This is a genomic window from Fibrobacter sp., from assembly GCF_017545445.1.
In the GTDB taxonomy this organism is placed as follows: Bacteria; Fibrobacterota; Fibrobacteria; order Fibrobacterales; family Fibrobacteraceae; genus Fibrobacter.
Genome location: NZ_JAFWOM010000078.1, coordinates 56,247 through 68,682, shown reverse-complemented (window position 1 = coordinate 68,682; position 12,436 = coordinate 56,247). Strand labels below are relative to the sequence as shown.

10 protein-coding genes are annotated in these 12,436 nt (G+C 43.9%); 4 read left to right on the top strand and 6 right to left on the bottom strand.

The window, feature by feature from the left end:
* The first annotated feature begins 24 nt into the window (after positions 1-24).
* A complete protein-coding gene (locus tag IKG78_RS09230) occupies positions 25-1,239 on the top strand; it encodes a hypothetical protein (RefSeq protein WP_290942622.1) in 1,215 nt (404 codons plus the stop codon).
* A 60-nt stretch (positions 1,240-1,299) separates the two neighbouring features.
* Here IKG78_RS09230 and IKG78_RS09225 read toward each other — a convergent pair whose 3' ends face one another.
* From IKG78_RS09225 to IKG78_RS09200, 6 genes are all read right to left on the bottom strand, one after another.
* The gene (locus tag IKG78_RS09225; RefSeq protein WP_290942621.1) at positions 1,300-2,220 is read right to left on the bottom strand and encodes a methyltransferase domain-containing protein; all 921 of its coding nucleotides are present in this window, start codon (positions 2,218-2,220) and stop codon (positions 1,300-1,302) included.
* A complete protein-coding gene (locus IKG78_RS09220; RefSeq protein WP_290942619.1) occupies positions 2,220-3,587 on the bottom strand; it encodes a carboxypeptidase regulatory-like domain-containing protein in 1,368 nt (455 codons plus the stop codon). Before IKG78_RS09220 ends, IKG78_RS09225 begins: the two co-directional genes overlap by 1 nt.
* Complete coding sequence (locus IKG78_RS09215; protein ID WP_290942616.1) at positions 3,584-4,450, bottom strand: TIGR02147 family protein; 867 nt, start codon at positions 4,448-4,450, stop codon at positions 3,584-3,586. The genes IKG78_RS09220 and IKG78_RS09215 overlap by 4 nt, the downstream gene beginning before the upstream one ends.
* Before the next feature lie 102 nt (positions 4,451-4,552).
* Entirely contained in the window at positions 4,553-5,488 is a 936-nt protein-coding gene (locus tag IKG78_RS09210) for a patatin family protein (RefSeq protein WP_290942614.1), read from the bottom strand.
* Positions 5,489-5,587: 99 nt separating this feature from the next.
* Positions 5,588-6,130 (bottom strand): NUDIX domain-containing protein, encoded by a 543-nt coding sequence (locus IKG78_RS09205; protein WP_290942612.1) that lies wholly within the window; start codon positions 6,128-6,130, stop codon positions 5,588-5,590.
* Positions 6,131-6,141: 11 nt separating this feature from the next.
* Positions 6,142-7,320 carry an ATP-binding protein gene (locus tag IKG78_RS09200; protein WP_290942610.1) on the bottom strand — a complete coding sequence of 393 codons (1,179 nt, stop codon included), beginning with the start codon at positions 7,318-7,320 and terminating at the stop codon, positions 6,142-6,144.
* 277 nt (positions 7,321-7,597) lie between these two features.
* Between IKG78_RS09200 and IKG78_RS09195 the strand changes: the two genes are divergently transcribed.
* From IKG78_RS09195 to IKG78_RS09185, 3 genes are read left to right on the top strand one after another with little or no spacing between them, the layout of a single operon-like run.
* Positions 7,598-8,500 (top strand): FRG domain-containing protein, encoded by a 903-nt coding sequence (locus IKG78_RS09195; protein ID WP_290942608.1) that lies wholly within the window; start codon positions 7,598-7,600, stop codon positions 8,498-8,500.
* Positions 8,497-8,805 (top strand): hypothetical protein, encoded by a 309-nt coding sequence (locus IKG78_RS09190; protein WP_290942606.1) that lies wholly within the window; start codon positions 8,497-8,499, stop codon positions 8,803-8,805. Before IKG78_RS09195 ends, IKG78_RS09190 begins: the two co-directional genes overlap by 4 nt.
* 12 nt (positions 8,806-8,817) lie before the next feature.
* On the top strand, positions 8,818-12,075 hold the full coding sequence (locus tag IKG78_RS09185) for a hypothetical protein (RefSeq protein ID WP_290942604.1): 3,258 nt from the start codon (positions 8,818-8,820) through the stop codon (positions 12,073-12,075).
* Positions 12,076-12,436: the final 361 nt, after the last annotated feature.

Below are 12,436 nucleotides of genomic sequence, written 5' to 3'. Positions count from 1 at the left end.
TGTAACTGCAAAATGAGGAATCGGATGAAGAACTTTTATTTGTTGGGCTGTGCTGCCGCTCTTACGTTGTTTGGGTGCGCTTTTACGAGAGGCGATAACGTCTCGAAAGCCGAAAACTTCCAAGGCAAAACAGGGATTATCGGCGTGTTCCGTCAACCGGCCTATTATTGCGGCGAGGGCATTCCGCATACGATGATGCTTGGCGGAAAGTCTATTATCGTAAAACCGGCCTTTAGCAGTGAGCAAGATAACGTGTTCTTCAGCGAAATGAAGCCGGGTGTCGCCATGCTTACGGAATACAATTACACTTGTGGCGAAGACGAAAAAAAGATGGCGCTCGATACAGCGGGGGCAGGCAACGAACGTTTCCCCACGTCGGTCGTGATTCCCGAAAAGGGATTTTGCAAGGTGGTCATTTCGTTTATGGAAGGCGACAAGCTCTTTTCGTATAACGGAGACCTCTTGAACGAACAGTTTGCAAAAGCCGAGGTCGCCGTGAATACCGACAGCATCCCGTATTGCGAAGTCCGCGACAATAAAGGCGATGTCGTTTCAATGGCGGACCGCGATTCTATTTTAGACGCAAAATTCGCTGATGCCGTGAAAGATGCTTCCGAAGCTCTCGAAGAAGAAAAATACACGGTCGTGACGCTTGATGAGTATAGTGATAAGGTGACGTGGAATGCAGACAAGACAAAGCTTCTTGTTGTGGCGCTCACGTCGAATCCGGAATTGTATAAGGAAGATGAAACGGTCAAGTTTGACGATGTCGTCTGGGTCGTGAATGACAAGGAACTTTGGAATTGGTTCCAGGACCATAAAGATGGCGTCCGCAATTGGGATTTGAGATTCAAGCAGCTGTTTGGCGAGCCGAGAACCTCTGCGGCAACGCACATGGCGTTCTTGTGGGTGAGCCCGGAAGATTTGATGCGCCCTGCATATGTGCCCGATGTGAAAGCTTACGACATGCACACTTCATTCGAAGGCGAGTTCAACAACGATGCCGGAAATTCTGATCGCATGATGTGGTTCAAGAACTGGTTTGATGATCGTGCCGCAAAGAGTTACAGCGGCCCGGACGCTCGCCCTTGGACGCGCTTAGGTTATACGTACGACTGGGGCAGCAACGCCGACAAGTATGGTCTTTCGGAATTTATCGTAGTGCCGGGTGCGAACATGGTCGTTCGCTATACGCGTAACTTCAAGTTCGTCGCCAACTGGCTGAAGGACAGGAAGTAGACGAAAGACGAGAGAACGCTCGCGTTGCTCGCTACAGACGAGAGATGCGGCTTTGCCGCTTTAAGTTCTGCCAACGATCACCCGCCACAATGTTTGACCGGCTTCTTTGTACTTGCGTTCAAAAGCGGTTTCAGGGGCGGTGGGGTCGAAGTATTCGCAAATAATTCTCGGATTTGAATGGTCTCCCTCTACCGAGCGGTTTCCTCTTTCGTCATCCTCGACTGAGCGAAGCGAGGGCGGGGATCCATAAAGTTCTTTCGCGGCAATCCTTGCGCATTCGTCAAACACAATCTTTGTGGCTTCTGCGAATTCGCGTGCGTAGATTTCCCAGTTCGTGCGGAGTTCTGTCACTCCGCTTAATGCGAGGAGCGTCGGGAAAATCGGGTGCATGTGGAAACGTCTCGTAGCTTCGCTCTGCTTCGGCCATGGATTCGGGTAATACACGGCGTGATACGGAATTGTCCACTTGTCTGCCTTGACGTGGTCTAATGCAAGTCGCCAAAAATCAAGCAGTTCTGCCCGAATCCAGAACGCGTTTGGCGGAATGGCATCGCCTGCGGTTTGCACCGGATTCCCCGCTTTGTTCAAGCGGTCGCATGACTTGTCGATACCGATGACGGGAATATTCGGGAAGCGGCGCGCAATGTGGATGGTGCTTTCGCCTGTACCGCAGCCGGAGTCGAGGATTACCGCTCGTGGCGCATTCCCTTTTTGCTTTAATGTCACCCCGGTCTTTATGCCGGGGTCAGTTTTCTGTGCGTTTTCATGTGTCACCCCGCACTCTGTTGCGGTGTCTGCTTTCACGGAACATGTTGCGTTCTCGTAAAATGTCCTTACGAATTCTTCTGCTTTGGCGAAAGCCTCTCGCGTGTGGTCTGCGATAGGACGCAAAAAAGTTGTCCGCGCATATTTGCGGACAACTTCTTCAAGATCTTTGTAAATCGTCTCTTGATTCGATGTTACTGATTTTGCGCCTGGCATTATTGCTTTGACGTCCAGATGTTTTGCAAATTTTTACCGATGAATTCTAAGTTGTCGAAATGCAATTCCGTGTCTCCATGGAATACGAAGGAGACAGAAGAAACTTTTTTGCGGTCTTCTTCGTTAGTTACTATATCGGCCCAGGCGAATTTGAGTTTTGTCTTTTTGCTAGGAATCGTAAATGGATATTTCCCAAATGTGTATGAAGCACCTGTAAAATCTTTCCGGGTTTCATCTGTAAGCTGGATTTCTCCTTCTCCACTACCCCAAGCGTCAAAAGCGATGGAATCAACGGAACTGAGATCGTAACTGTTGCCCACGTTACCGATGTTAAAGGTGAACAGGGCCCAAAGCTGATAACTTGCCGTATCCGGGAAATCAAAAGTTAAATGAACCTCTTTGCCGTCGTTCTCGGAGTCCTGAATAACTACTAGGAATGGGTGCCCAGAGAATTCCTCCGGTTTATATTCCGGATAAACATAAATCTGCTCGTTCTCCGGTATTTTACCAAATAGATGGTACATTTGAACCATCGTGGTAGCTGTAGTCAGAGACCAACCTGCATCAAAAAAACCTTTATTCGTATAATCTACGAAAAGATGGTAATTGTCCCCGTCTTCAAAATCATCAATCATGATGGAGTTGTTTTTCTGAACGGTGTCTTTTTTCGCAGTATCTTGCGGTGTGGGCTGCGTTTTCGGCTTGAGCGTCGTGAGCGAATCACCCGCAGAGACCTTGATCGGTACATTTAACGTATCATGCTTGGTTCCGCTCGGTAAAATCACCATGGAGAGCTTGCCTGCCGGGAGTCCAATCGCTTCGAACTTACCGTTGCTTATGATGGCAGAATGGTCGAGACCACGGAACTTGACAACGCCTGTCGCGTTCTTGAAATTCTCGCTAGTGGAATCCGTGATGAAATCAGAGACGCTGCCGCCGATATAGACGGATTTTTGCAGTGTTTGCTTGCCGAGTTCAACGGTATCGTCTAGATTCTGTACGGATACAGGCAACTGGATCGACGATTTGTTGAGGATGGCTTCCATCGTGTAATTGCCTATAGGAACGTCCTTGATCATCACAACGCCGTTTTCGTTGGCGGTCGCGATATAGCCTTGACCATCGAGGCTTGTCTGTTCGACGAGTTTCACTCGTGCGTTTGCTGCCGGGGCATCTGCAATAAAGATTTGAGCCGTGATGGCATTGCCGGCTTCTGTGCCGCTCGGGCCACCGCCTGCTACGTTTTCAGAACCGCAGGCACACAGCGTAACACCGATTGCGATTGGAGCAACCAGTGCGAGTATGCGTCTGTTTTTGTTCTGCTTCACGTCCATACCTTTAATATATAATTTCTTTTTGAAAATCATTTTCCACCTCCTTTATTTTCTGGCGAGGTAGGCCCCGTTGCCGGGTCGGCCACCTTGTCGGAGAGGGGGAACATGGATATGTTCAATGCATATACACGGTCGGCGCGTTCGCTTTTTCTTGCAAATTGCAGGAGTCCGCGACGGAATTCTTCAATTTTATGCTTGATTTCGGGCAAATCGGTTTCGTCTGCGGTGAACACGACGCTCGAAATATCACGTTCGTCCGGCTTGTGGCGGTCCAGCGATTCTTGCGCAAGTTCCATCGTATGCCTGTGGAAACTGCGGACCGCGTAACTCTTGACTTCGCCGCCGGTACTGATAATCTGGTCGGTGATGTTCCAACCGCCAGTGCCGTCCGGGACGACAAGCCCAAGTTGCTTCAAGATACCAAGCGCGTTGCGGGCGTCATCCTGCGAAATGGGCGGGTTCAAATGCTTGCCAAGACCTGCAATGTCGCTTGTGTCCTTCGTGATGCCGATGAGGGCTCGGAGTGCGGCACAAGCCCAGCTTCCAAAGTAGGCGAGTTCCGGCTCCGAAAGCACTCGCGTTTCGAGCGAGCGGAGTTCCAAAAGCTTGTAGTAGAGCTCAGAGAGCGTCTGCTTTGCTTTAGTCTTGTTGAACCTGTAAAGGGTTTTAAAATACTCTGCCCGTCGGTCGTCTAGGCCGCAAATCCTGATGAACACGGGGAGCGTGCTCTCGTTCAGGTGGCCTTCTTTCTGAAATACGCGGACGAGCCAGGCCGGATCAACGCCGGTTTTCTGGCCAAGATAGCGGTACGAAGTGAACGGGTTGTCTTTTTTGGTCTCGACAAACCAATCCTTCAAGTACTCGCGGTATTCCAAATAGTCTAATACTTCGGGCATACCATTAAATTTACCATTGTTTGGCTAAAATGTTGCGAAACCGCGTTGAGAAACCGTTGTTTTTCGTTGCAAAATGTTCAACAACAGGGAATTATGCGTTGCTTATGGTATTCTTCTCATTACGACCGTTTCTCTCGTCTGTAGAAACGAAGGTTCTTTATTTCTTCGGGTTCCGCCTTCCAAAAATTTGAGCAGTGCAGGCATTTGGGCGAGTGCGTCTTCTTTGCCGAGTTCGTAAAGCTGGGCGATTTTCTTCTTATTTCTCTCGATATCGGAAATTTTGATGAGCTGGCTTGGGCGGAAAATGAACACTTTGCCTTCGGATTCTAGTTTTGCAAGATTGTCTAGCGCTCGGTTGTAACGGATATGACGCGTGGCGACGGCTTCGACAAATTTTGGATGATTGCGGAACGCGAACTTGATGAGCGGGAGTGCTTTGCACAGTTTTTTGCGATAGCCGAGTGGACGCGTAAGGATGACAACGGCACGTTCAAAGCCGTTCTTGAACATTGGTTCGAAAGGAATGCTATCGGCAACTCCTCCATCGAGGTATTTTTTGTCGTGTATTTCGACGATTTTACTCAAAAGCGGGAGGCTTGCCGAGGCTCGGATATAGTTCATCTCATCTTCGTTGCGGTAATCCGTAATTCGCGGATATACGGCACGGCCAGTTTCGATATCTGTCATGCAAACGCGAAATTCGGTTTCTTGGCATTGCTCGGTGAACTTGTCAAATTCGAAGGGGTCAATTTTATATGGAACCTGTTTGTAGCAATAGTCGAATGCGAAATAGTCGCCTGTAAAAAGCAGGTTCTTGAAGCTCATGTAGCGTGAACTTTTAGAATGGATTGTGTCTATGCGGAAATTGCGCCCGATTTGCCCAGAAAGAAAACTGCACAAATGTGTTGCGCCCGCGGAAGTGCCTGCGGCGCCGCCAAACTTGATTTCCTTGTCGGCGAGGATGTCGAGAATGCCGCCGGAATAAGACCCGCGTAAACCGCCGCCTTCTACAACTAAGGCTGTGTTTTTGTACTTCATGATTCCATCCCTCCGAGTGTACTCCCGAATTAAAAATCCACACACCCTTAAACAATTTATATAAAATATTGGAATTGCTAAACTATTTTAAACTTATTTTTATGTATGTTGTATTGACTGTATCCATCCATAATCTTTGGGGTGATCTACGAACTTTTCAGGATTTTTTGCGTGTTTTTCAAGAAATTCTTCGCGTGTCATCCAAACAAAGTCATCAACTTCGCCCGGCTGCGGAACAAGATGTTCCGATTCCTCGTCGTTAAGGGTTATCTTGTACGTGTCGTAATATTCATTGTCGAAGTATGTTCCGTCGTTCAGGACGTTCTCGTGAGTTGCTTCAAAAAGGTATTCGAGGTCTTCGATGCGTTTTTTGACTCCCATCTCTTCGCGGAGCTCACGGATGGCGGCGTTGCGGCTTTCGTCGCCTGCACTGATGTGCCCCGCGCAGCTGGTGTCAAGCAGGTTGGGGTTGTTTTCCTTGAGGTGGCTCCTAAGCTGGAATAGAATTCTGCCCTTGGTGTCGAACGCCCAGATGTGGACGGTACGGTGCCAAAGACCTTTCGCGTGGACTTCGTTTCTGCCTCGGGAATACCCTGCCGGAGTCCCGTCGCTATTCAAAATGTCTATCATTTCTTCTGGCATTTGTGCCCTCCTTATAAATCGTCCATTTCTAAAAAGTCTTTCAACTTAATGTGTCTAACGGTACTTGTTGAGTAATCAATGTCATCGTTGGTAATAAGAATTTTTGCGTGTGCGTTATCGAGATCTGCAAATGCACCCATTTCGCGATCGTATGTGGAGCGTTCTGCAACAGAATAGGCGGCTTGTATAAAGTATTTCTTCAAGTTTTTTTGTGCACAAAAGTCTATTTCTTGTTTTCCCGAAAATACGCTTAATGAATACCCTCTATATAAAAGTTCGTTATAGATGATATTTTCCAAGTTGTGGGTCAAGTCATATATGCCATCTGACACGCGAATGGAATTGAATGCTACGTCTTCGTCATAGATTTTTTCGAAAAAGTTAAGCTCTCTCTTAGCTTTTGAGGAATACTGCTTGACGGTGCTGATTGCGTATGCTTCTTTAAGGTAGTTTAAATATTTGGTTACGGTGTTGACAGAACATTCGTTGAATTGTCCCTTAATGTAATTGTATATGGACTTCGCGGAATGTATTCGTGAGTTCGAAATGAGAACGTAATTAGCTAGTTTTGTAAATAGTTCTTGCTTGCGAATCTTGTATCGGTTAATGATGTCGTTAATGACTATTGTCTGATCAAGGTCATTTAGGTAGTTGCGAGTTGCAGCTTCGGAATTGCATTCGAAGCGTTTGGGAAAACCTCCATAAATCAAGTAGTCGGTGATGGATGCAGTTTTACCCAATTGCGTGAGGTACTCTTTGATTTCTTTGAATACGAACGGTCTTATTCTGAAAGAAACGTAACGGCCGCTCAGTTCTTTAGTGAATTCTTTAGAAAGAAGTTTGGAATTGGAGCCTGTTATAAAAACGGAACAGTCTTGCAGGCGGAGAGTTTTGCAGGCATCGGGCCAGTCCTTTACGTTTTGGATTTCGTCAAGGAACAAGTAGCATAAGCCCGAACCTCTTTTTTGCGACACGTGGCTAAGCAATTCGTCGCAAGTCGATATTTTTGAAGATACTTCCCGATTTTCAAAATTGAGATAGATGATGTTTTCGCTTTTTTTGCGAATTTCCTTGGAGATTTGCTCCAAGACAACGGATTTGCCGCATCGACGTATGCCGGTGATGATTTTAATGAGATCGCTGTCGTAAAAATCTCGGATTGGGGCGATGTACTGCTCTCGTTGAATCATGGATAAGCCTTCTACTGAACACTTTTTATAAAAATAACAAAAGTTTTCAGTATAGTGAAAACTTTTTATGATTTTAGCAAAAGTTTTCACTTTTGGGACTCGGAATTACGTCTTTTTCTATAAATATGCAGAATTTGACCTGAAATCGACATTTTTATGCGTTCAAAAGAACGAACTTATAAAAATACTTGACAATGTTTTTGAGTTTTTTACATTTAGTGAGCGCTTATAAGAAATTTTCCATTTCTTTACGATAATGAGAACGAGTCCCTTTTTTATGAATCCTATTAACACAATAGCTGATTTAGTTGAAAACCTCAAGTGCATAGAAAGTGGAGGGTTGGATGGTCATAGATCAAACGTCCGCTACTATTATCGTGGCGAACCGGAAGATTATGGAATTACAGGTGCAACGCCAAGCATTGGAAGAGGTGGTCGCCTAAAAAGAGAAACTCAATTATTCCGAGAAACAGAACGACGCCTTCCTGATGAATTTGCGAGTTGTAAATCCACGTTCGAAAAATTGGTGTTGATGCAACATTATCAAATTCCTACTCGGATTATGGATATTACGACAAGTGCCTTGCAAGCGGTTTTCTTTGCCTGTTATAATGATCCTGATTACGGCATGAGCGAAGAAAAACAAGGTCGTAAGGATGGAGTTGTTTATGTCTATGAAGTTCCTGAAAAAATGATTTTGAATTACCACGCTGATAGAGTGAGTATTCTTGCGAATATTGCAGTTTGTGATAGTGGCAACTTGGACATCAGAGGAATTCCCGCTGACGAAGAACATGATCGGAAGTTGTTCAACTCCAATTGGAAGATTAAGCATCTGATTCATGAAATAAGATCCGAAAAACCCTATTTTATGGAATGGATAAAAAAGAAGGACATGGAAAGCATTTTCTGTGTGCATCCGTTACTCAGTAACCCAAGAATCAGAGCACAACAGGGTGCGTTTCTAATTTACGGAATAGATGGAGATAAGCTTCACCTAGCCCAATGGAAGGATGAAACTGACGGAATGATTCGGCGGAAAATGTTTATTCCTGCTAAAGCCAAAAAGAATTTACTGAAAGAACTTAAAATGCTTGGACTCACGATTGACATTGTTTACCCGGATTGGAAGGGGTCTCGTCAATTTTTGGATTCAAAAGATTTTTTGGAGGTCGTATGAAATACGAAATAGAATGTTACATAGAAACAATCAATTCGGATGGAAGTTTTTCCGTTCACGGAACAGAAGGGTATTGCCTTGAAAAGGGCGGCAAAACTTATAATATTTTATGGCAGGAAGATTCGTCGAATGCACCTGTAGTGAGCCTTTTATCGGATAAAATTTTCAGTCAGTCGAAAGACAATGTGCAGAACGGATTGCTTTTGCTGATTTCTGCCAAAACAAATCATTCGAAAGTCAAACTTGTTTTTAACAAGCCGTCAGAAAATGATTCCCTTACTTTGACAAAAATGTCTTTAATTTAGAGGAGCTTGCCCATGTGTAAGCATACGACGGTCATTGCGTTATTGTTGTTTGTAACAACATGTGCCTTTGCCAACTGGACTGGAGAAATTAAGGAACCTGAATTAAGGACGAAGATTGACGGCAAAACATTCTACCTGCTTTCAACACCTGAAGAACTTGCTTGGTTTGCTGAACAAGTTAATTCTGGAAAAACAGAAATCAACGCACAATTGTCCAACGATATTGTGTTATGGGAAGATTCTCTGACTTCGACTAGCAAAGCAACAAGTTGGAAGCCTATCGGTGATAGCTTAACAAAAGCTTATAACGGCATTTTTGATGGAAAAAATCATAAGATTCGGGGACTATATATCCACGAAGAACATAAGATTATTTCCGTAAGACAATCGGATTCAATTTGTATAGGATTGTTTGGAAACTTGGGCGATAATGGTGTTGTAAAAAATTTGAATATTGAGAATGCTTATTTAAACATAGGCTTTACTACATACAATACATCAAATAATGAATTGTTGTCAAAAAACAGCACAAATATTGGCGGTGTAATCGGAGTCAGCACAGGGCTCGTTGAAAACGTTTCATTCAAGGGAACTTTTAATGCTGCAGGAAACTTAGGCGGATTGGTTGGACGTAATAAAGGTTATATTGAAGATGCTTCATTTGAAGGTTGTGTTGGCTTTGGTTTCGGAAAAATCGGAGGAATCGTGGGTTTTAATTCGGGTTCCATAAAAAAAGTTTTTTCATCAGGTAAAATAGAACCAAAAATATCGTCGATTTCCTCTTATAAAAGTTACATTGGTGGAATTGTGGGGTATGTCGAAAATGGATTGGTTATAGAAAATTGCGAAAACAATGTCGATATTACAGATACGAGTTACACCTATGATTTGAAACGCGGTGGCTATCAATTGTATGGTAGTAACTATATTGGTGGAATCGCCGGCTATGTAAAAGCTTCAACATCTATCATCAATTGTACAAATAAAGGTACTCTTCGTTCGGTTGGTCTGACAGCAGGAGGTATAGCCTACTTTGCGAGTTTTACAATAATTGACAATTGCAAAAATGAAGGAGTTGTTGATGGTGGTAGCGGAATCATCCGTTTAGGGGAATCTGTACAAATCTTGAATAGTGTGAACAATGCTTTTATTTCTGGGAGTGCCGGAATTGCTGGAACTCTTGATTCCAACTCAATCATAGATAATTGCATTAATAATGGTGTTGTTAACCCAACTAGAACGAGAATAGTAGTAAGTGGAACTTGGGCAGGAGGCATTGCTGGAGGCAAAGGATTGATAAAAAACAGTATAAATAATGATTCAATAATCGGCTCTTCTGCTTACGGAATTGGTAGTGCGAGAGTTATCGAAAACTGCATAAACAATGGGGCGATTTCTGCTGGATCGATCGCAATGGGAATAGGTTCTGCCGAGCTTATTGAAAATTGTACAAATAACGGGAATGTAATTTGTAAAAATAAACACACTGGGACGAATTATAATCATTGTGGTAGTAGTGAATGCTATTGTTCTGATATAAATATCTCTAATAAGGCTTCAGGAATTGGTAGTGGCACTAGTATAAAAAATTGTACCAATAATGGAAATGTCACTGCGTATGTGCAATACACCCCCCTTGAGCTTAAAACTGTTGCACATATTTGCGACGACAAAATTAATGTTTATGCCGGGGGAATCTCTGCATCTGCTTCAAACAGTAACATCAGTAAAAGTATCAATAAGGGGCATGTGAACGCATATTCCGAAATGCTCCAAAAAGCAAAAAAAGCTTATTCTGATATGAATTGTGCTAGCTATATTTATGCTGGAGGTATAGTTGGGTATGCCTCTGGAAATATTAAAATTATAGATAATTATAGTTTAGCTGATGTATACGCAACAAACCATTTAACAATAAATCCCCAAAGTTGCAATAACGGAATTTGGTTAGGAGGCGTTGCTGGACTCGTTAAGGGCGACAGCACAACTTTCATACGAAACGTTTATAGTATAGCAGATTCTGTTACTGGTTATGCATCGGGAGGAAAAAAAATTTACACATATTATGGTGCATTGTTTGGTCAAGCTGATAAAGGTAAAAATAAAATTGTTCAAATCAATAATGTCTATTATGATTCAAAAATCAAAAATCTCAGTGTCCCTATTGCTACGATTGATTCGGCTGATACAATAAATGTGGGTGGACTTTCTACTGCCGATATGCAAAGTGACCGATTCGCGTGGATTTTGAACACTGCTGCGGGAACACAGGAACATTCAAAAATGTGGAGCCGTAAGGATGGCTATCCTATTTTTGCAGATGATGAAAATTTACCCATATATAAAGTAACCTTTGATGATGACGGTGCTACAAATTTTTATAGATATGCTTACGAATATTCCAATAACAAAGGTCGAGTTTCGATACCCAAAAATCAAGACCCTGCCGATGGCTATCAATTTGTTTCCTGGGTTAAAGAAAATGGGGATGTTTTTGACGGAAAACAAATTGTTTCAGAGGATATGACTGTTTCTGCTTTGTACGCACTAATCACATCCAGCAGTTCGTCTGAGGTTATTTCTGGTAGCTCCGAGGCTGTATCAAGTAGCTCGTCTGAAATGCCATATAGTAGTTCTTTAGAGTCTAGTTCCAGCACTAAGTCAATTTCGTCTAGCTCTGTTATCGTTTCCTCTAGTTCTGTGATTGCAAGCAGTAGTTCGGCAAATAGCTCTAGTTCTAGTGTGGCTTCGTCTAGTTCCGTTGCTTCTTCCAGCTCCGTAAAACGGTCAAGCAGCTCTGTTGTCAAGTCCAGTTCGAGTTCTGCAAAGAGTTCTAGTTCCGTAGTTACAAGTAGCAGCTCGGTTGCAAAATCAAGCTCTAGCGTTGTGAACTCTAGTTCCAGTGTAATCAAGTCTAGTTCTAGTAGCAAACCTGCTTCTTCTAGCTCGGCGGCAAAGAGTAGTAGCTCTACAAAGGCTTCTTCAAGTTCCAAGGCTAAGAGTTCATCTAGCTCGGTCAAGTCTTCGTCAAGTAAAAAGTCTGATGCTCTTATCGTGACGGCCGTTCCGAAGTTCTCTGTGGTTGTTCTTGGTCGCAATTTGCAGGTAGCAAATGCCAAGGTCGGAGCCTCTTATGCACTCTTCGACATGCAGGGTAAAGTCTTGATGCAAGACCGAGTCGCGTCAGCGAATTTCAATGTGGCAGTTCCAAGGTCTGGCAACTATTTGCTGAAAATCGGCAATAGAACGCAAAGGGTGACTGTTCGATAACGCAAAGAATTCTGAAATAAAAATCGGTTCCTTCCGGGACCGATTTTTTTTGCATGAAAGCTGTGCTTTAAACAGCGAAACAACGCTTTTCTTGTCTAGCGTTTCAAGGGGAGGTTGGCGTCAAGCAGATAGTGGGACAACCTGACCGGAACGGATGCCAATTTGGCAGGATGAAAGCTAACGAAAATAAAATACACTTTTTGTAGAAGGTGGGCGATGGCTTGGATTTTTTATGTTTGTGGCGTGGTTCCGCTTTGCTTTGGGCAAATTGCTAAAGGTAAAGCGTATGAAATTTGCCGATTTCGGCGGACGGAATTATATTAATAGTGGGGACTGCAAGGGGAGCGTGTGCTGTGCGTGC